General features: G+C 40.2%; 18 protein-coding genes. 10 read left to right on the top strand and 8 right to left on the bottom strand.

What is annotated here, in order from left to right; genetic code table 11:
- The first annotated feature begins 19 nt into the window (after window positions 1-19).
- The 5 genes from miaB to lnt are packed head-to-tail and all read left to right on the top strand — an operon-like array spanning window position 20 to window position 5,491.
- Window positions 20-1,468 (top strand): tRNA (N6-isopentenyl adenosine(37)-C2)-methylthiotransferase MiaB, encoded by a 1,449-nt coding sequence (miaB, locus tag CWC11_RS16375; RefSeq protein WP_058547450.1) that lies wholly within the window; start codon window positions 20-22, stop codon window positions 1,466-1,468.
- A 54-nt stretch (window positions 1,469-1,522) separates the two neighbouring features.
- Complete coding sequence (locus CWC11_RS16370) at window positions 1,523-2,581, top strand: PhoH family protein (RefSeq protein ID WP_138683547.1); 1,059 nt, start codon at window positions 1,523-1,525, stop codon at window positions 2,579-2,581.
- 4 nt (window positions 2,582-2,585) lie between these two features.
- Window positions 2,586-3,044 carry an rRNA maturation RNase YbeY gene (ybeY, locus tag CWC11_RS16365; RefSeq protein ID WP_104642303.1) on the top strand — a complete coding sequence of 153 codons (459 nt, stop codon included), beginning with the start codon at window positions 2,586-2,588 and terminating at the stop codon, window positions 3,042-3,044.
- A 22-nt stretch (window positions 3,045-3,066) separates the two neighbouring features.
- Window positions 3,067-3,951, top strand: coding sequence for a CNNM family magnesium/cobalt transport protein CorC (corC, locus tag CWC11_RS16360; RefSeq protein ID WP_058547447.1), 885 nt, complete (start codon window positions 3,067-3,069; stop codon window positions 3,949-3,951).
- A complete protein-coding gene (gene lnt, locus CWC11_RS16355) occupies window positions 3,932-5,491 on the top strand; it encodes an apolipoprotein N-acyltransferase (protein WP_171038439.1) in 1,560 nt (519 codons plus the stop codon). Before corC ends, lnt begins: the two co-directional genes overlap by 20 nt.
- A gap of 72 nt (window positions 5,492-5,563) precedes the next feature.
- On the opposite strand, the gene CWC11_RS16350 is transcribed toward lnt, so the two are convergent.
- The 3 genes from CWC11_RS16350 to CWC11_RS16340 form a co-directional block, all read right to left on the bottom strand.
- Entirely contained in the window at window positions 5,564-7,429 is a 1,866-nt protein-coding gene (locus tag CWC11_RS16350; protein ID WP_138683545.1) for an NACHT domain-containing protein, read from the bottom strand.
- A 32-nt stretch (window positions 7,430-7,461) separates the two neighbouring features.
- A complete protein-coding gene (locus CWC11_RS16345) occupies window positions 7,462-8,538 on the bottom strand; it encodes an RDD family protein (RefSeq protein WP_138683544.1) in 1,077 nt (358 codons plus the stop codon).
- Between the two features lie 140 nt (window positions 8,539-8,678).
- Entirely contained in the window at window positions 8,679-9,764 is a 1,086-nt protein-coding gene (locus CWC11_RS16340; RefSeq protein ID WP_138683543.1) for an alkene reductase, read from the bottom strand.
- A gap of 180 nt (window positions 9,765-9,944) precedes the next feature.
- Between CWC11_RS16340 and CWC11_RS16335 the strand changes: the two genes are divergently transcribed.
- Window positions 9,945-10,733 (top strand): hypothetical protein, encoded by a 789-nt coding sequence (locus tag CWC11_RS16335; protein WP_138683542.1) that lies wholly within the window; start codon window positions 9,945-9,947, stop codon window positions 10,731-10,733.
- A gap of 64 nt (window positions 10,734-10,797) precedes the next feature.
- Window positions 10,798-11,322: a CIA30 family protein gene (locus CWC11_RS16330; protein WP_138683541.1), complete on the top strand. Its 525-nt coding sequence runs from the start codon at window positions 10,798-10,800 to the stop codon at window positions 11,320-11,322.
- An 18-nt stretch (window positions 11,323-11,340) separates the two neighbouring features.
- Here CWC11_RS16330 and CWC11_RS16325 read toward each other — a convergent pair whose 3' ends face one another.
- From CWC11_RS16325 to CWC11_RS16305, 5 genes are all read right to left on the bottom strand, one after another.
- On the bottom strand, window positions 11,341-11,877 hold the full coding sequence (locus CWC11_RS16325) for a hypothetical protein (protein WP_138683540.1): 537 nt from the start codon (window positions 11,875-11,877) through the stop codon (window positions 11,341-11,343).
- A 145-nt stretch (window positions 11,878-12,022) separates the two neighbouring features.
- Window positions 12,023-12,277, bottom strand: coding sequence for a hypothetical protein (locus CWC11_RS16320; protein ID WP_138683539.1), 255 nt, complete (start codon window positions 12,275-12,277; stop codon window positions 12,023-12,025).
- 37 nt (window positions 12,278-12,314) lie between these two features.
- Window positions 12,315-12,791: a BamJ family beta-barrel-assembly machinery protein gene (gene bamJ, locus CWC11_RS16315; RefSeq protein ID WP_138683538.1), complete on the bottom strand. Its 477-nt coding sequence runs from the start codon at window positions 12,789-12,791 to the stop codon at window positions 12,315-12,317.
- Window positions 12,792-15,215, bottom strand: a complete 2,424-nt coding sequence (locus CWC11_RS16310) for a Lon protease family protein (RefSeq protein WP_249330757.1) — start codon at window positions 15,213-15,215, stop codon at window positions 12,792-12,794.
- Window positions 15,216-15,293: 78 nt separating this feature from the next.
- Window positions 15,294-15,752 (bottom strand): zinc ribbon-containing protein, encoded by a 459-nt coding sequence (locus CWC11_RS16305; RefSeq protein WP_138683536.1) that lies wholly within the window; start codon window positions 15,750-15,752, stop codon window positions 15,294-15,296.
- Window positions 15,753-15,926: 174 nt separating this feature from the next.
- Here CWC11_RS16305 and leuS point away from each other — a divergent pair, with 174 nt between their 5' ends.
- The 3 genes from leuS to holA are packed head-to-tail and all read left to right on the top strand — an operon-like array spanning window position 15,927 to window position 20,044.
- A complete protein-coding gene (gene leuS, locus CWC11_RS16300; RefSeq protein ID WP_138683535.1) occupies window positions 15,927-18,515 on the top strand; it encodes a leucine--tRNA ligase in 2,589 nt (862 codons plus the stop codon).
- Window positions 18,516-19,007 (top strand): LPS-assembly lipoprotein LptE, encoded by a 492-nt coding sequence (locus tag CWC11_RS16295; RefSeq protein ID WP_138683534.1) that lies wholly within the window; start codon window positions 18,516-18,518, stop codon window positions 19,005-19,007.
- Window positions 19,007-20,044 carry a DNA polymerase III subunit delta gene (gene holA / locus CWC11_RS16290; protein WP_058547436.1) on the top strand — a complete coding sequence of 346 codons (1,038 nt, stop codon included), beginning with the start codon at window positions 19,007-19,009 and terminating at the stop codon, window positions 20,042-20,044. The genes CWC11_RS16295 and holA overlap by 1 nt, the downstream gene beginning before the upstream one ends.
- The last annotated feature ends 6 nt before the right edge of the window (window positions 20,045-20,050 follow it).

Below are 20,050 nucleotides of genomic sequence, written 5' to 3'. Positions count from 1 at the left end.
AACACGAGGCTATATTTCAATGAGCAAAAAGCTGCATATCAAAACCTGGGGTTGTCAGATGAACGAGTATGACTCTCAGAAAATGGCTGAACTTCTAGATGCTACCAACGGCTACCAGCTAACTGAAGATGCAACAGATGCCGACGTAATATTACTTAACACCTGTTCAATTCGTGAAAAAGCGCAAGAAAAAGTATTTCACCAATTAGGTCGTTGGAAATTATTAAAAGACGACAAGCCAGATTTAATTATTGGTGTTGGTGGTTGTGTTGCCTCACAAGAAGGCGATTCTATTCGCCAGCGTGCGCCATTTGTAGATGTAATTTTTGGCCCACAAACGCTACACCGTTTACCAGAAATGATTAAGCAAGTGCAAGGCGATAAGGGCTCATCGGTTGTTGACATTTCATTCCCAGAGATTGAAAAGTTTGACCGTTTACCAGAGCCAAAAGCTGAAGGCCCTTCTGCGTTTGTATCAATTATGGAAGGGTGTTCTAAGTACTGTACTTTTTGTGTGGTACCTTACACCCGTGGTGAAGAAGTTAGCCGCCCAGTAGATGACGTACTACTAGAAGTAGCACAACTTGCTGAGCAAGGCGTACGTGAAGTAAACCTTCTAGGTCAAAATGTAAACGCATACCGTGGTGATACTCACGATGGCGACATTTGCTATTTCTCAGATTTAATTCGTTTAATCGCCGCAATTGACGGTATTGACCGAATTCGTTATACCACATCGCACCCAGTAGAATTTACGCCAGACATCATCGACGTATACGCTGATGTGCCAGAGCTTGTCGATCACTTACACTTACCAGTGCAAAGTGGTTCAGATCGCATTCTTAATTTAATGAAGCGCGGCCACACTGCAATTGAATACAAATCAACTATTCGTAAGTTACGTAAAATTCGCCCTAACTTAAGCATGTCGTCAGATTTTATTATTGGTTTCCCAGGTGAAAGCAAAACAGACTTTGAAGCCACAATGAACCTAATTAACGATATTGGTTTTGATATGAGCTTTAGCTTTATTTACAGTGCACGCCCTGGTACACCAGCGGCTGACTTGCCAGATGACGTAACAGAGCAAGAGAAAAAAGAGCGCTTATACCTACTACAAAACCGTATTACACAAATGGCGCAACAAATTAGCCGCCAAATGTTTGATACAGAGCAACGTATTCTAGTTGAAGGTCCTTCTAAGAAGAACCCAATGGAATTACGTGGCCGTACCGAAAACAACCGTGTAGTTAACTTTGTTGGTCCACACACAGTGATCGGACAGTTTGTTGATGTACGTATTACCGAAGCACTACCAAACTCTTTACGTGGTGATTTAATTCGTACAGAATCAGAAATGAACTTACGACGTGAAATCGCGCCTTCGGCTATTTTAACTAAAGCTGCAAGCGTTGAGCCAAAAATCGAAACAACAAACGAAATTGGCGTAGCTACTTTCGTACCTTAGTTGCATAAATTCATTGCGCCAGTACACACTGGCGCACCCGAATAGGAAGTAATTTTGAGTAATCAGTTAAAAACGTTAGAGATTTATTTAGAACCTGCCGACAACAAACGCCTTTCTTCTTTATGTGGCCCGTTTGACGAAAACATCAAACAAATTGAACGCCGCCTTGGTGTTGAAATTATCCACCGCGACAACTTTTTTAAAGTAACAGGTAAACTGCATTCAAGCGCTGCAGCCGTAGAAATCCTAAAAGACTTATACGTGAGTACTCAACCTGTTCGTGGTGAAATTGGTGAAATAGAGCCCGACAACGTACATTTAGCCATTACCGAATCAAAAGCCCTAGAGCAAGATGTACCACAAAGTGCTTACGGCAAAGAAATGTACATTAAAACCCGCCGTGGCGTAATAAAACCGCGCAACGACAACCAAGGTTTATATGTAGCTAACATTTTACATCACGATATTACCTTTGGTATTGGCCCCGCTGGTACTGGTAAAACATACCTTGCAGTTGCCGCTGCGGTAGATGCACTAGAGCGTCAAGAAATTCGCCGAATACTACTTACTCGCCCAGCAGTAGAAGCCGGTGAAAAGTTAGGCTTTTTACCTGGCGACTTGAGCCAAAAAGTAGACCCATACCTTCGCCCTCTTTACGACGCGTTATTTGAAATGCTGGGTTTTGAAAAAGTTGAAAAACTAATCGAAAAACACATTATTGAAATTGCACCACTTGCTTACATGCGTGGTCGTACACTAAATGATGCGTTTATTATTTTAGATGAAAGCCAAAACACCACCGCCGAGCAAATGAAAATGTTTTTAACCCGTATAGGCTTTAACTCTAAAGCGGTTATTACGGGCGATATAACACAAGTAGATTTACCTCGTGGTGCACGTTCAGGCCTTCGCCACGCAATAGAAGTACTCGACGGCGTTGAAGAAATTAGCTTTAACTACTTTAAATCGCACGACATAGTACGCCATCCTGTTGTTGGCCGCATTGTAGAAGCCTACGAGCGCAACGACGAAAACGAGCGACTTAAACGTATAGAAAAGCAAAAAGCCAAAGACTTATTGGCCGCTCAACAGCAACCTTCTACTAAAGAGTAATACCGTGAGCACCGAACTTGATTTACAAATAGCGTGTGAGTTTGACAATCTCCCAAGCGAAGCGCAATTTGCACTGTGGGCCGACAAAGCCCTAAGCCAATACCGTGATGAGTCTGAACTCAGCATTGTAATAAGCGACGAAGCGCAATCGCAGCAGCTAAATAACGATTACCGCGGTAAAAATAAACCAACCAACGTACTCTCATTTGAATTTGAAGCGCCACCAGGAATAGACATTCCTCTTGTGGGCGATTTAATTATTTGCCCAGCCATTGTTTTGGCTGAAGCAATTGAGCAAGAGAAGTCATTTCATGACCACTTTGCTCATATGGTTATTCATGGATGCTTGCATTTACTTGGATTTGACCATATAAAGAGTGAGGACGCACTCGAGATGGAAAGTATAGAAAAGCAATTACTTGGCGAGCTAAACATAGCCGACCCATACCGAGACGATATTTAAATTAACGGAGCAATTAGACGCAATGAGCGACGATAACTCGCAATCTAGCCAGGGTTCTTCTGGCAAAACGTGGATGGGCCGCATAGCCCAAATGTTGCAAGGGGAACCCCAGAATAGAGAAGAGCTGGTTGAAGTAATAGCCGATGCGCAAGAGCGTGACGTAATAGATCCAGAAACCAAAGAGATGATTGAAGGTGTGCTTGGCGTGTCTAAGCTTAAAGTGCGTGACATAATGATCCCGCGCTCACAAATGATCACCCTTGAGGTAGATAGCCCACTAGAAGAACTCATCCCAATGATGGTCGACTCAACTCACTCGCGCTTTCCGGTAGTGTGTGAAGATAAAGACCACGTAGAGGGGATATTGCTCGCTAAAGATTTGCTACCGCTTATTTTAAATAAAGACGAGCACCTACCATCACTGCGCGATTATTTACGCCCAGCCATGGTAGTACCAGAGAGTAAACGCGTAGATACCCTACTAAACGAATTTCGTCAGCAACGCTACCACATGGCTATTGTTATTGACGAATACGGCGGTGTATCGGGCCTTGTGACAATCGAAGACATTCTTGAAATAATCGTTGGCGAAATCGAAGATGAGCACGACGAAGAAGAAGATCAACAAGATATTCGACAGCTTGCTAAGCACGTATACGTAGTACAAGCGCTTACCCCTGTAGATGACTTTAACGAGTACTTTAAAACAGGTTACAGCACCGACGAAGCCGACACCATTGGCGGCACTGTATTACACGCATTTGGCCATATGCCAAGTCGCGGTGAAACAATAGACATAGAAGGTTACCAATTTAAAGTAACCAACTCTGACAATCGTCGTATCTTACAACTGCAAGTCACCGTACCTAAGGTTGATGAAAACGACAGTGAAGACTCTGCTAACTAAACTCACCCTGTTAGCAAAAGATAAAAAAGCATGGCTCGCACTCATTGCGGGCCTAGTTTTAACTTTTGGCTACGCCCCCTTTCAAATTTGGCCCATCGTATTTTTTAGCCTTGCCGCCATTATTTTTTGCATTAATCCAAACAACACAGGTAAAGCACACGCTAAAACCGCCGCTAAATATGGTTTTATATTTGGTTTAGGCTGGTTTGGTGCTGGTATAAGTTGGGTGCATGTATCAATTGCCACTTTTGGTGGTATGCCACTTATTGCCTCACTTTCATTAATGGCATTTTTATGCGCGTATTTAGCATTATTCCCGGCGCTTGCGTTTTGGGCTGCAACTCGCTTTGCAAGCGGCCCTAAAAGCTTTGGTGCATTACTAATAGTAAGCGTTGCGATTAGTGAATATTTACGCGGTACCGTATTAACAGGCTTTCCTTGGTTAAGCTTTGGTTATACGCAAACCGATGGCCCACTAAGATTACTTGCCCCCTACATTGGCGAGTTTGGCTTAACCCTTACCTGCGTAGCCATTGCTTTTGCTCTTTATAGGCTTACCCAAAAAGATTTTAAAACGCCATTAGCAACCGCCGCTGTTTTTGTAATACTTGTTGTTAGCGCATTAAATACAGGCTCAGATCAGTATTCAGGTAAACACATGTCAACATTACTTGTGCAAGGTAATATAAAACAGCACCTGCGCTTTGAGCCAAGTGAGTTTTGGACCACTATGAGCAAGTACCAAGACCTAACCCGCCCGCATTGGGATGCCGACTTAATTGTATGGCCTGAAGCCGCAGTGCCCGAAATAGAAATGCTGGCCGACTCTTACTTAGCCAATTTAGACCGGGCCGCATCGTTTAATAAAACCGCGTTAGTTACCGGTATTGTTGACTACCAGCTCGATACTAAAACCATTTATAACACACTTATTGTGGTAGGCAATAAAGAGCACAACGACGAGCAAGGCCACTACCGCTACTTAGACAAAAACCGCTATCGCAAGCATCAGCTATTACCTATTGGCGAATTTGTGCCATTTCAAGATATATTACGACCAATAGCACCACTGTTTGATTTACCTATGTCGTCGTTTACCCGTGGTGATAAAGTACAAAACAACTTACGTGCCAATGGTTTTAACCTGCTACCCGCCATTTGCTACGAAATAGTATTTGCCGATTTAGTACGCGGTAACTACAAAAGCGACTCAGACCTACTCTTTACGGTAAGTAACGACGCGTGGTTTGGCGACTCTATTGGGCCATTGCAACACATGCAAATAGCCCGCATGCGCGCCTTAGAACTACAACGCCCGCTGGTACGTGTTACCAACAATGGTGTAAGCGCCGTATACGACCCAATAAGCCACACACAACAAACCATGCCACAGTTTGAAGCTGCGACCATGAAAGCCGATATAAAGCTTATACAAGGTGATAGCGTGTACAGCCAATACGGAAACATGTTTGTATGGGGATTTGTGTTGTTGCTAGGGGTTGGTGGATTTTGGGGGCACATAAAAAGAACTACTTTTTAATATTTCATCCAATAAATGTTTACTCTAAATGTCTTACAAACTTAGAGTAAACTACGATTAAGACTCTCTAATTTAAATATTGAAATCAATATCTAAAACTCTAGCCACCATTGTATTTTTTTCTTCAATTGGAGAGTAGATATCCGTAACAAAAGTAATGATTTCATTTTTTAAAGCTTTTTCAAATGAATCATACCCTTTTGAGAATTTTAAATAATCGAATACGCTCAGCGTTGCAATACCGGAGCTATTTCCATGCTTTTTGCTTTTTCTGGAAATTTGCTTAAGCTCTGCTACTGTAAGTAAGTTGATATTTAAAGCAGTTTTTTGACGCTTGAAAAGATGGCTCTCGAGCAAATCTTCAGAAACCATAACAGCACCTCTGACACCATTATTGAATAGATTTAATGTTGATAATAAATTATTACTTGTTATTGATTCCAATGATGCGATTTCATACTCCCCATCTTTAATTTCAAACTCTATGACCCTAGCTTTTAAAATTTCAGATATCATATTTCTAAGAATTGTATCTTTGCTTTCAGTATTTAAACGATTTAATTTTTTGTTTTGAAAATACTTTAAAACTAATAGGGCATTATAATCATTTGTATCTATTTCTTTTAGAAATTGAAGAACATTATCAAATTTATCCTCTTCATCTATTACCTCTAATAGCTTTAAATAGAACTTCTCTTTATGTACATAGGGTAAAGACGCAATAAACTTAGCAGCATGGAATTCCTGAACTGATTTATGGAGAAAAAGATACTTATCAAATCCATCCTTTTGTATTAAACAAGTTATATTTATAAGATCGTTTTGTACTTTTTCTGTGAGTTCAAGCGAAGTACCATTAAGCTTTAATGCAGAGTTTAGAAACTTATAAAGTGATTCCTCAGTAAACTCCATAACATTCTTATTTAAGCTATCAAAACAAAAAGCATTGAAAATGTTCCCTGCTTCAATTGAAGAAACTTTAGAGCTTTTTTCTCTATTGAAGTTTTTAATTTTATCGTGGCGACTGAAAAGCGTTATAAATAATTTATCATAAAAATCAATTACATTTTTAGGTACAATATCAAGATACGGGTAGCAAACGTATAACAAGTTGACAAGAATTGGACTGACTAATGTTTCCTGTAATTGTAAATTATCAATTATTAGATCTTTTAGCTCTTCATTTGCTGAATTCTTATCAAGTTTTGAAATAATTGATATGATCTCATTGCAGCTTAGTGTTTTAACTTTAAAATTAATAATATCTATCTCGGTACATATTTCTGTACCAGGACGGCTAGTTACGATAACACTACAATTATATCTTGTCTTTAATTGGTTAATTTCATTTAATAATCGGTGACGACGGTTAGAAGTTACCTCATCAAACCCATCTAGCATCAAAACTACTTTTCTCGATTGTAGTAGTATCTCAACATCACCTTCAATTAAAGATAAACCTATATCTTCAAGCTGTTGCTTTAAATAATCTAAGATACTGCTCTCTTCGATTTTTCTTAACTCTATAAAAAAAGGGAACCTTTCTGTCTTATAGATTTCTTGAAGAAATAACTTTCGAAGTATTGTACTTTTCCCCTGCCCAGCAATACCAATAATATTCACTGTTCGATTAAAATTTAAAGTAAAAGTGTCGCCAACAACAAACTCTTCACAGGCTCCTTGTTTAACTATTCGTAAGGGTGAGTATATTTCATTTAAATAAACATCAGACTCTGCGCTATGTAGTGTCCTCATTTTTAAAAATCGATTAACATACCTTTCAGTATAAATGGTGGCAGGGTAGTCTTCAGATAGCTGTCCTAGTATATTTTTACCTTGATTTTCACCAATATCCCAAGCTTTATCAATGAGCTTCTTCGTTAGGTGGGTTATAGCTTGCTTCAAAGCCGCTGAAGTTAATACTGTTAATGGTTCCACAATTTACCACCTTCCCTCATTTAAATTTTAAGTTAACCTTGAACCATATCTACAACGGTTTCAACATTTACAACTTGATTCACACTGCCTTGGATAACCACTGTCGCTGATATTTTATCTTGAATGGCTTGCCTGTTTGGGTCCCAATACACTTGTAAAAAGCCTAATAAGCCCGTGGCAAAACCGGCGCCGTAGCCGCCATATCGGCCAAAGCAATCTAATAAACCTAATGGTTCACCGCTTAAGGCGACAACACGGATATTACAAACTTTTTTACCCGGCGTTTGTCCGCGCCATAATAACGAGAACAACGTAAAATAAACGGCCGCCCAACCAAAACCAAGGCCTAGGTCTTGAATAATGCCTTTACCCCACTGCAAAATGCTGGTGACAGGTTTGGTTTTCTCGCTTTTAGTGCCTGCTTTTTCAGTTATATTGTTTTCATCTGAAGCTTCACCCGGAATGCTCTTTAGCTCTGTATTATTATTTTTAAAATCATCTGCCGCTATAGGCTCATCATCAATAGCCATTAAGTGCAATAATGCGCGCGTAACTTCAATCCCTCCAACGCCTTCAACTTCAGCAAGCGCTGGCAATTGGCCAACTAAATTAGCACGAGCAACGCTTTGGCAAACATCATCGCAGTTTTTACCGTCGTCTGTTTGCGCTAAATATGTGCGTATTATTGATTTGTCATGCTCACTTAACTCATCATTTTGCTGTGCTTTTTCTATTTTTATACCTTGAATAGCGTTATCGTCTTCAAAAAAATCTATCGCTAATGAGAGCACGGTGAGTGCGCTTACAAATAAAAAGCTCGCTGCAAAAAATTTTAGGGCTCTGCGCCAAAACGATGACATTTTTGGCAGGTATTGCTGTGCAGTGCCTTTATAAAAAGCCATAGCAGCTACAAATGCAATTATGGTCGCGCTTAGCTTAGCGGCCATAAATATCAAAGCGACATCAATGGTCATAGCCATTGCACGTTTAATTGGGGTAGCTAAAGGTATGCCTAATAATGCTTGGTCAATTTTAAAGGCGTACGGGGTGATCACGTCTTTGGTTTCAGAGTCTGATAATGCTAACTGTTCTATTTCTTTGGCTTTCATTTTTATATTTGTTATTAAAATGGGTAACCTATTTAACTTACGCGCTTTTTATTTTTAGCTCAAGTTAAAGCTATTGATTTACATGCATAAAAAAAGGGCTGCATAAATGCAGCCCTTCATAATACTTTATTTATAAACAATTAGGCGGTTGGATAATCGGTATAACCTTGCTCGGCGCCACCAAATAGGGTGTCTGGGTTGTGGCTATTTAGCGGTTTGCCTTGCTCAAGCCTTGCTGGTAAATCTGGGTTTGACACAAACGAGCGACCAAAACCAATCATATCAGCCCAACCTTGTGCAAGGGCTTCATCGGCGCGCTCTTTATTGTATTTACCTGCGTAAATTAATACACCGCTGTACGCTTTACGAATGGCCTGTTTAAACTCCACACTCATTAAAGGTGCATCGTCCCAGTCTGCTTCAGCAATATGCATATAACCTACGCCAGCGTCATTTAATGCGCGTGCAACAGCCAAATATGTTTGCTCTGGGTTATCGTCAACAGTACCGTTAAGCGTGGTAAGTGGCGCAAGTCTTACACCTACTTTTTTACTGCCAATTTCATCACTTACAGCATTGACGACTTCAACTAAAAAGCGCAAACGGTTTTGTACACTGCCACCATATTCATCAGTACGCGCGTTTGATTGCGAGTCTAAAAATTGGTTAATTAAATACCCGTTAGCTGCGTGAAGCTCTATACCATCAAAGCCCGCATCTACTGCATTTTTAGCCGCTTGGCGAAATTCTGCTAGGACATTTTCAATCTCTTGCTTGCTCATCTCACGCGGTAACTGAGTATCTACAAAGCCAGGCTCGCCGTTAGTATCTACAAATACTTTTACGTCTTTTGCGGCAATAGCCGATGCTGATATTGGCTGCACGCCCCCTGTGTTATCGCTGTGCGTTACTCGGCCTACATGCCAAAGCTGAGCAAACATAACGCCACCAGCGCTATGTACTTTATTAGTTACTTTACTCCAGCCTGCTACTTGCTCGTTTGAATAAATACCCGGTGTCCAAGCGTAACCTTTACCAAGCTCACTAATTTGTGTGCCTTCGCTAACTATTAACCCAGCACTTGCACGTTGTGCGTAATAAGTGGCCATTAAATCATTTGCTATATCGCCGGGCTGCGTTGAACGCGAGCGTGTCATTGGTGGCATAACAATGCGGTTTTTTAATGTTTTACCAGCAAGTTCTATTGGTGAAAAAAGTAATGTCATAATGCCTCCTAAGCTTGATTGCGCTCATAATAACGCGTTTAAATAAATTCAAAAACAACAAAAATTGCAAAATAGTTTTGTTTAATTTGCAACAATATACCAAGGCAAAACACCTTAACTTAAGATGAACTAAATGAGATTTATTGACTCATAACAGCACTATTAAGTTGAGGGTTTAATGTGAATAAAGGGAATGCGTGGCCATGGGCTATATCGTTTTGTATACATGCTATTGTGTTGTACTTTTTGTTTTCGCAATCGATTAAAGTTGCGCAGCCAATAGAAGAAAAAAGCGCAATAGTACAAGCCTATGTAACAGTTAATTTAGCAAGCCATCCTAAGCCAAGCTCAGTTGCTACAACAACCAATGCACCTGATATAAAACCTGTAGATACTAAATCAAATATCTCTAATACGGCGACTTCTAACACTACACCTGTAAAAACGGGTTCTACAAAAGCCGAAGTTAAGGTGACTCAAAACACTCAAGATAAACGCACAACGTTACCTAGGGCACAAACAGAGCTTAAAAATAACTCTGCTGAACCTCTTAAATCACAGCCAGCCGCACCTGCAAAATCGTCTTCGGCTCCTTCACCAACATCGCCTCAAACATTTAAAAAGCTAAACCCCTATGCACCGGTGTTTGGCTCACCCGTAAATAATATGACTCATAAAAAAATGATCACCTTTGGTGAAGATAAAAGCTCTACAAATGAAGAGATAAACAACGAGCCCACTATTAAAGCGCCAGTGAAGTCTGATAAGTCAGAAGTAATTAGTCAAAATACAACAGGGACAAAGCGATTAGAAAAATTTAATGGTAAGTGCTATTTAATAGATACTGCTACCGTATTTGGCAGTAACGGTTTGCCTCAAGGTAGCGGCAAACCCTGCCCTGAAGATAAAACTGATAAAGAAATTATGTTTGAAAAAATCATGAAAAAATGGAGCCGTAAAAATAATTAGCTTTAATAAGTGAACAAATAATATATTTAGCCGTATTGATAATTTAAAGCTATTAGGAACAGCCATGACCACTTTGCAGCTCTCATCACTTTTTGTATTTAATGCATTATTTTTAACGACGCACGCAAATGCCAGTCAAAATTGGTATGTAGTAAACGACTCAGTAATGGGTGGTGTATCAAATAGCCAAGTAAACCAAACGGCTAAAAGCTTAATATTTGAAGGGAATGTATCGCTTGAAAACAACGGTGGTTTTGCATCAATACGTACCGAACTTGACACCCAAGGTCAAAACTCTAAAGCGATAGCGCTGCGCATTAAAGGCGATGGAAAAACCTATCAACTAAGACTCAGAACATCCGACTACCTTGATGGCCCAGCCTATACACATTCATTTAACACAACTAAAAACCAATGGATGGATATTCACTTTACTCCAGGTGATTTTACATTAACTTTTCGTGGGCGAGTGCTTGAGCAACAACCAGCTCTTAATTTTAGTGATATTAAACAGTTAGGTTTTTTAATTGCAGGCAAACAAGAGGGTAAATTTAAACTTGAAGTGAGCAAAATCGAGTTTAAAAGCTAAGCTGTAAGCCCTGCGGCATTAAATTGTATAGTCATCGCCTCGCCTTTTTATTTCACTAATAACCAGCTCAATCATTTGCTGCTTTATAGCTGCTTGCTCTGATTTTAATTCCTCGAGTTGCAGCTCAAGCCTATCTATTTGATCTCGCTGTTGTGTGTTTTTATATTTTTTTGCACCTAGGTGGTTAGCATCTAAAGCTAAAGTTGCATCGCTTTTATTTAGCTCATTGGCGCTAAGAACTACGGATAAACTACGTTGAACTGGGCTTTGCTTAAGTTTGTTAATTTGCTCTTGTAATGCAGCAATTTGACCTGTGAAATGCTTATATACTTTCTCTAAGTTTTTATACTGATTGCCAAACGTTGCGTTATCTTCACTGTATTTTTGTGCTTTGGTATCTAAAAACTTTGATAACACATATTTTGGTTGTTCCTCATTTTCTTCCTCGCTCTTTTCTTCACTCGCTTTTTCAACAGGTAGTTTATCTGATTTCGCTAAAGGTTGAGTATTAGAACTGTTTACTTGGTATGGAATGGGAGCCGCTGAAACCTTCATTATTTTGTCCCTAAAATAGTTTACCTCTTTTATAGATATCGACCTCGTATTAAAATCCTTGAGTAAATTTTATTATTAGCTAAAAGCAAAAAGCCCCACTTTATTAAAGTAGGGCTTATACCAATTTATTAAACTAACTCGTTGCTTACTTAGTGCTTTGGTTTTCTTGTGAGAGCGCAATAAGTGCAAGTGCCGCATTTAGGCGGGTATTTAAATTATTATAAATGCTCATGCCAAACACACCGATAATACAAACAATTAAACCCATTTTTAGATTAGCGTTTATCTGTAGTAAAAAAAGAGCCGTAACTAACAAACACAGTGCTAATGAGTAAACAATAGATTGAAAGGTAAAATTAATATCGCCTTTGGCTATTTTAAGTAATTCGTCTTTATTCATAATTTACTTCCTTGTTATTTATAGCTAATCGTAAATACTACGACTCAATTGCCAATAATTCTACTTCAAAAATAAGCAGTGATGCAGGGGGAATGCTCCCTACTCGCTTTTCACCGTAGGCGAGTTGGTGCGGTACATAAAAAATGTATTTATCACCTGGGCTCATAAGTTGTAAGCCTTCGGTCCAACCTTTAATTACTTGGTGTAAACCAAAGCTAATTGGCGTTTTACGATCTACTGAGCTGTCAAATACAGTGCCGTCGATTAATGTACCGTGGTAGTGCACGTTAACCATGCTGGTTGGGCTAGGTGTATTTTCACTTTCGCCTTTATGTAGTATTTTGTACTGTAAGCCAGAGCTGGTTTCTATTACGCCCTCAACTTGGGCATTAGCTACTAGGTAGTCAGCTTCAATTTGTGCATTTATACCTGCTTGTTGCTTTGCTTTTTTACTATTTTGAAATATTAAAAAACAAAATATAGCGATGATCACCGCTAAAATTATATTGATCATTTAGTGTTTTTCCTCATCAAGCTCTGCATCTTTGTCGTCTTCGCTATCGCCATTAACTATATCGGCAATATCTTTTAAACGCGCTAAAGCAATGCCGTTCACAGAATCCTCTGGGTATTCACCATCAATAATATTGCCAGCTTCAATATCCATTAATAAGTTAAGTGCTTGGTCTACCGTTTCTACGGCGTAAATATTAAATTTACCGCGCTCTACTGCATCAAGTATTTCGTCATCAAGCACTAAGTTAACTTGGTTCGATTTTGGAATAATAACGCCCTGCTCGCCTGTTAAGCCGCGCATTTTACACAGCTTAAAAAAGCCTTCTATTTTTTCGTTTACACCACCAATGGCTTGCACATCACCATGTTGGTTAATAGAGCCCGTAAGCGCGATTGATTGGCTAATTGGTAAACTAGTAATGGCTGAAATAAGCGCACATAACTCAGCAAGTGATGCACTATCGCCATCTATGTAACCATAGCTTTGCTCAATGGCTATGTTGGCGCTTAGCGTTAAGCTAAAGTGCTGCGCGTATTTGTTACCTAAATAACCGGTAAGTAGCATTACGCCTTTTGAGTGAATAGCTTTACCCAGCTCGGCTTCTCGCTCTACATCGATTACGCCATCGGCGCCTGCATATACGGTAGCGGTTATACGTGCTGGTGTGCCAAACGAGGTATCGCCAATGTGCAGCACTGTTAAGCCATTTACTTTACCAATTGCTTGGCCTTGTGTGGCAATAAGCGTGTGGCCTTCTTTTATATCGCTTAGCATATTTTCGCTAATTTGGCCGGTGCGATACTGCTTGCCTTCAATAGCTTCATCAATATGATGCGCATCAACTAGCGTTTGATTATCTTGTTTGGCGTAGTAGCTTGCCTCTGCTACAAGCTCAAGTACATCAGCAAAACGCGCTGATAACTTATTATGATGCTCTGCTTGGCGGTAGCTAAACTTAAGTAAACGCACCATAGCGGCTTGCGTTGTTGTGCACTTTAAAGTTTGCTCACAATACTGCGTTACTTTAGTAATAAACTGGTACTGTAGTTTATCGCTACTTGGCAAGTAATAGTCAAAGTCGGCAAGTACTCTAAATAGTTCAGCAAATTCTTCGTCGTACTCACCTATGGTGTAGTAAAGCTCACGAGAGCCTAATAAAATAATTTTTACATCAAGCGGTATCAGTTGCGGGCGAAGTGTAAAACTACTGCCAACTGAGCTGTCTTGGTACGGTAAATCGTTTTTAATTTGGTGTGTTTTAAGCGAAAGCTTTAAACCATCCCACACTTGTGGGTTAGCCATGACTTTTTCGGCGTCCATAATTAAGTAACCGCCATTAGCACGATGCAAAGCCCCTGGCTGAATTGAGCGGTAACTTGTTATAAGTGAGCCTTGCGAAGTTGAATACTCAATTTTGCCAAATATATTGCCAAACGTTGGGTTAGGCTCATATACCACAGGTGCTGCATCGTCTTCTTTAAACTCAACTAAAATGTTAGGTGCGAAAAAGTCGGTAAGCATGCCTTTGCGGTCAAAGTCTTCTTTGCTTTCTTCGCTTTCGTCTTCGTCGTCAAGCCACTCAAGTACCGCATCAATAATTTCTACGCGTATATCTTTTAGGTAACGCAGTACACCAATATGGGTTGCGTATTTGTGTTCTAAATCTTTTAACAGCGGTTTTGTAGCTTGCTCTGCGGTCGACTTTTTAAGGTTACGTTGTTTTTCTTTTGATTCGCGCTTCCAACGAGGTAATTCAATAAGCGCTTCTATTAACGCATCTTCTAGCTTTTCTATTTTTTCAAAAAACTCTTCGCGTAAATTTTCTTCAAGTTCTGCAAATTCGTTATCACTTAATTGCTTGCCATCAACAAGTGGTGCAAAACCTACCGAATTTTTTTCTTCAACTAATGCTACGCTTTGCTCAAATGCAGCAATTTCTACAGCGGTAATAGCGCTGTCGTAGGCATCGTTAAATTCACGATCGATAGATTTCTTTTTGCGTTGGTATGCAGGGTTGTCAAACGCTGCCGGAAAAGTATCAAGCACTTCATCTAAAAACGAGTCTATGTCGTCGCTTAACTGTTTGCTTTGCCCTGCTTGCATAAATAGCGCAATAGGCTCGCGGTGGTCGTCGTAATTATTTACGTATAACCATTCGTTTGGCGTTGGACGGTCTTTGGCGTGTTGTTTAAGTTTATCTTTTACAAGCGTAAAACGACCATGTGCAGCTTCGCCCATTACATAAACATTGTAACCGGGCAATTCCATTCCTAATGAAAAGTCCAGGGCACTTTGGGCACGTTGTTGGCCTATAAAGGTAAGTTGCTCTGGGTATGGATTGCTCATACACGTGTTTACGTGATTAGTAGAAATACTCGGTGCGAGCTGTGAAACAGATAGTGGCAGCAATTTTTTCGTCATTCTAACTTCTTTTTTTACCAACATATTCGCTGGCTTTTGGGCGTATTAAGTGGCCTACAAGCCACTTAATACATATATTTAGGGTTGTAATGCCTTACGGCTAAAATAGATCCCATCACATTCAATACACGGAGTAATTTGTGTAGCGTGATAAATATCAAAACTATGGGTGCAATTCTTACATACTAATGTGCCCATGGCTATCCATTCGCCCACGTGATACACACCATTGTGCTTTAAATCTTGACTAAGGGATTGCCATTCAAGTTGGGTTTTGTCTTCTATGTGCGAGAGCTCAAACCACAACGACTCTTTAAGTTCTTGCCACGCAAGCGAATTATAGTGAGATTCGTTTTCTTGAACGTGTTCTATATCACGCTGCAAATAGCTTTTGTATAAAGCGTATCTTTCTTGGCCTAAGTCTTTAAGTGCTTGCTCAGATTCAACAAATCGAGTGACTGCGTCTTTTACTTCATGATCTTTTACATCTTTTAGCCAATGAGTTAAATCGCTAAGCCATGTTTTATAATCTGCCATTTTATACTCCATCAAAATCAAGGGCGTGTTAGCCATTAACATAGATAAGTATAGGTTAACCTGAACTGAAAGTTAGATTTTAACAAAACCGTATTTATACGCTGTGATTAGGCGTTTATTTGGGGTATCCTATCGGCAATTTTTTATTAGTTTGCAAGAAGTCTGGAATCATAGATGCAAGAGCAATATAACCCGCAAGACATAGAGTCAAAAGTCCAAAGTTACTGGGAAGAAAACCAGGTATTTAAAGTCACCGAAGATGAGAGCAAAGAAAAGTATTACTGCCTTTCTATGTTCCCATACCCGAGTGGTCGACTGCATATGGGTCATGTACGTAACTACACCATTGGTGATGTTGTTTCTCGTTTCCAGCGCCTGCAAGGCAAAAACGTAATGCAACCTATGGGTTGGGATGCGTTTGGTTTACCTGCAGAAAACGCTGCTATTAAAAACAAAACAGCCCCTGCAAAGTGGACTTACGAAAATATTGATTACATGCGCAACCAACTTAAGCAATTAGGTTTTGGTTACGACTGGGATCGCGAAATTGCAACCTGTCACCCAGAATATTACAAATGGGAGCAGTGGTTTTTCACTAAGCTTTACGAAAAAGGCCTAGTGTATAAAAAAATGTCTACGGTTAACTGGGATCCGGTTGATCAAACTGTACTTGCAAACGAGCAAGTAATTGACGGCCGTGGTTGGCGCTCTGGCGCTGTGGTTGAACAAAAAGAAATCCCACAGTGGTTTATTAAAATTACCGACTACGCACAAGAGCTTTTAGACGATTTAGACAAATTAGAAGACTGGCCTGAGCAAGTTAAAACCATGCAGCGCAACTGGATTGGTCGCTCTGAAGGGTTAGACATTGAGTTTACGCGTACCGATAACAACGAAAAGTTTAGCGTATACACTACGCGCCCAGATACATTTATGGGTGTAACTTACCTTGCTGTTGCCGGTGGCCACCCTATTGCACAAGAAGCCGCTAAAAATAGCGATGCAATTGCAATGTTTGTTGAAGAATGCAAAAACACCAAAGTAGCCGAAGCAGACATGGCAACAATGGAGAAAAAAGGCATTGCAACTGGCTTTTACGCAACTCACCCATTAACGGGCGAGCAAGTACCTATTTGGGTTGCTAACTTTGTACTTATGCATTACGGCTCTGGCGCGGTAATGGCTGTACCTGCACACGACCAGCGTGACTATGAGTTTGCAACCGCTTACGGCCTAGACATTAAACAAGTTATTGCACCGGTTGATGGCTCTGAGCTTGAAGTAAACCTAAAAGAAGAAGCATTCACCGAAAAAGGTGTATTAGTTAATTCTGGCGAGTTTGACGGCCTTGATTTTGAAGGCGCGTTTAACGCTGTTGCCGACAAACTAGAAGCGCTAGGTGTTGGTGAGCGTAAAGTTAACTTCCGTCTACGTGATTGGGGCGTTAGCCGCCAGCGTTACTGGGGTTCACCAATCCCAATGCTTAGCGATGAAGATGGCCAAGAACTTGCTGCAACTGAAGATATGCTACCAGTTCGCTTACCAGAAGACGTGGTAATGAACGGTGTTACATCGCCAATTAAAGCAGACCCAGAATGGGCTAAAACAACGGTAAATGGCGCACCTGCATTTCACGAAACGGACACCTTCGATACCTTTATGGAATCGTCTTGGTATTACGCGCGTTACTGTAGCCCACGTTACGACGAAGGCATGTTAGACCCTGCTGCGGCAAACTACTGGTTACCTGTAAACCAATACATTGGTGGTATTGAGCACGCAATTTTACACTTACTATACTCACGCTTTTTCCATAAATTATTACGTGACTTTGGTTTAGTAGATTCAGACGAGCCGTTTGATCGCCTACTTTGTCAAGGTATGGTACTTGCCGAAACGTTTTATCGTAAAGATGAAAAAGGCGGCGATGTATGGATTTCGCCAAGCGATGTAAATACCGAAACCGACGATAAAGGCCGCGTAACTAAAGCATGGCATAAAGAAGATGGTGAGCCGGTATTCTCATCAGGCATGAGTAAAATGTCTAAGTCTAAAAACAACGGTATAGACCCACAACAAGTAATTGCCCAATACGGTGCAGATACTGTGCGTTTATTCATGATGTTTACAGCACCACCAGAGCAAACACTTGAATGGTCAGACTCAGGCGTAGAGGGCGCACACCGCTTCTTAAAACGTGTATGGAAATACGCGGTAGACGTTAAAACAGTTGGTTACCAAGCACTTGATAAATCGGCGCTTACTAACCCGCAAAAAGTACTTCGTCGTGAACTACATAAAGCCATTGCTAAAGTGAGCGATGATGTTGAGCGTCGTCAAACGTTTAACACCGCTATAGCTGCCATTATGGAGCTGTCTAATAAGTTATTAAAAGCACCATTAAACGACACCCAAGATGTAGCGATTGCCAATGAAGCGCTTGAAGCATTAATTATTATGCTTGCACCAATTACGCCGCATTTATCGCACGAGCTTTGGAAAGAGCTTGGTAAAGAAGGTGAAATTTTAGATGCAGCATGGCCAAAAGTTGACGAGTCTGCCCTTGTTGAAGATGAAAAGCTCATCATCGTACAAGTAAACGGTAAACTGCGCGCTAAACTAACTGTGCCAGCAGATGCAACGCAAGAGCAAGTAGAATCACTAGCATTTGCAGAAGCTAACGTAACTAAATTTACTGATGGCGCAACCATTCGTAAAATTATTTACGTACCAGGCAAACTTCTTAACGTGGTAGCTAACTAAATGGTCAGCTTTAACGCCATTAAAAACACATTAGCCTTAGTGCTAATGTGTTTTGTGTTATCTAGCTGTGGCTTTCATTTAAAGAAAGCCTCTAGCCTTCCTGATAACCTTAAAACGCTCACACTTAAAGGGGATGATGAAAAATCGACTTTATTTGCAGCTCTTAAAAATGAGTTAAAAGCGAGTAATGTTGAGCTAAAACCGTCAGCCAAAAATATTGCACAGCTCTACCTTCGTAAAGAAAGCATTGAACGTCAAACTCTGTCGTTGTTTCAAAACGGTCAGGTTGCTGAATACGAACTTGCTTATGGTGTAACATACATCGTTAAACGCCCGGGTGAAAAAGCCATTGAAAAACGCTTTGAGCTTTATCGTAATTACCAAGATGACCCTGATCACGCATTAGCTAAAGCAAAAGAACTTGAACTTCTTATTAGCGAAATTCGTGAACAAGCAAGTCGTCGTATTGTTAGAGAGCTGTCACAACTATAATGCGCTGTTACGCCAATCAGTTAACCAGTGAATTAAAAAAAGGCTTAAAACCCTTTTATTTAGTGTTTGGCGAAGAGCCCTTTCAAGAAGCGCAATGCGTACAACAAATTCGAGATGCCGCCAAAGCCCAAGGCTTTGATGAAGTAATTAAGTTTACTTTAATGCAAGGGTTTGATTGGCAAGAAATTATAGCTCAATATCAAAGCATGTCTTTGTTTAGTGCACGCACTATTATTGAGCTTGATTTAAACCAACAAAAGCCAGGTGTAGTTGGCAGTAACACCTTCAAAAAAGTTATTGAGCTAATAAATCCCGACACACTATTAATTATTAAAGGCGCTAAAGCCAGCCAAGAAGTACAACGCGGCGCATGGTTTAAAGCCTTAGATAAACACGGTGTATTTGTACCTTGTTATCCGCTTGCTGGTAGTCATTTAAAACGCTGGTTAGATGATCAAGTTAATCGCCTGTCTCTTAATATGCAAAACGATGCAAAGATTAGCTTAATTAACGCCACTGAGGGCAATTTATTAGCGTGTTTTCAGGAGCTAGAAAAGCTTTCGTTGTTACACGGTAACGCTTTAATAACCCAGCAACTGGTAATGCAAGGCCTGCTTAATCAAGCCAAGTTTGATATTTTTGATTTAAGTGATGCTCTTTTAAATGGGCACGCTAAACAGGCGATTAAAGTACTTAATAAATTAGCCAGCGATAATACCGAAGTGGTGAGTATTTTATGGGCTATAAATAAAGAACTTAACACTTTAATGAGTGTGCAACTTGGTCTATTAAACGGCGAACCTATTGCTAACTTATTTAAGCAAAAAGCAATTTGGAAAAACCAACAAGGCCCAGTACAAAACGCCATAAACCGATTAAACATCCAAACCCTTGAACATATCAGTAGCGAACTTGCGTTGTTTGATTCAAGCTACAAGCAAGGCAATTTAATTGCGCCATACCAAGCGCTTGCTCATATTTGCATTAAATTTTGCCAGCCGCTTGATATTCCTATGCCTTGTCACGCATTAAATTAAGATACT

Source organism: Pseudoalteromonas sp. S3178 (genome assembly GCF_005886985.1).
Classification (GTDB): Bacteria; Pseudomonadota; Gammaproteobacteria; order Enterobacterales; family Alteromonadaceae; genus Pseudoalteromonas; species Pseudoalteromonas carrageenovora.
This window is presented reverse-complemented; position numbering and strand designations above follow the sequence as displayed.

Bases quoted from the DNA above. Each gene is read 5' to 3' on its own strand.
- miaB (WP_058547450.1), top strand. From the start codon at position 20: ATGAGCAAAAAGCTGCATATCAAAACCTGGGGTTGTCAGATGAACGAG.
- corC (WP_058547447.1), top strand. From the start codon at position 3,067: ATGAGCGACGATAACTCGCAATCTAGCCAGGGTTCTTCTGGCAAAACG.
- CWC11_RS16345 (WP_138683544.1), bottom strand. From the start codon at position 8,538: ATGAAAGCCAAAGAAATAGAACAGTTAGCATTATCAGACTCTGAAACC.
- CWC11_RS16340 (WP_138683543.1), bottom strand. From the start codon at position 9,764: ATGACATTACTTTTTTCACCAATAGAACTTGCTGGTAAAACATTAAAA.
- CWC11_RS16330 (WP_138683541.1), top strand. From the start codon at position 10,798: ATGACCACTTTGCAGCTCTCATCACTTTTTGTATTTAATGCATTATTT.
- CWC11_RS16325 (WP_138683540.1), bottom strand. From the start codon at position 11,877: ATGAAGGTTTCAGCGGCTCCCATTCCATACCAAGTAAACAGTTCTAAT.
- CWC11_RS16320 (WP_138683539.1), bottom strand. From the start codon at position 12,277: ATGAATAAAGACGAATTACTTAAAATAGCCAAAGGCGATATTAATTTT.
- bamJ (WP_138683538.1), bottom strand. From the start codon at position 12,791: ATGATCAATATAATTTTAGCGGTGATCATCGCTATATTTTGTTTTTTA.
- CWC11_RS16310 (WP_249330757.1), bottom strand. From the start codon at position 15,215: ATGACGAAAAAATTGCTGCCACTATCTGTTTCACAGCTCGCACCGAGT.
- CWC11_RS16305 (WP_138683536.1), bottom strand. From the start codon at position 15,752: ATGGCAGATTATAAAACATGGCTTAGCGATTTAACTCATTGGCTAAAA.
- leuS (WP_138683535.1), top strand. From the start codon at position 15,927: ATGCAAGAGCAATATAACCCGCAAGACATAGAGTCAAAAGTCCAAAGT.
- CWC11_RS16295 (WP_138683534.1), top strand. From the start codon at position 18,516: ATGGTCAGCTTTAACGCCATTAAAAACACATTAGCCTTAGTGCTAATG.
- holA (WP_058547436.1), top strand. From the start codon at position 19,007: ATGCGCTGTTACGCCAATCAGTTAACCAGTGAATTAAAAAAAGGCTTA.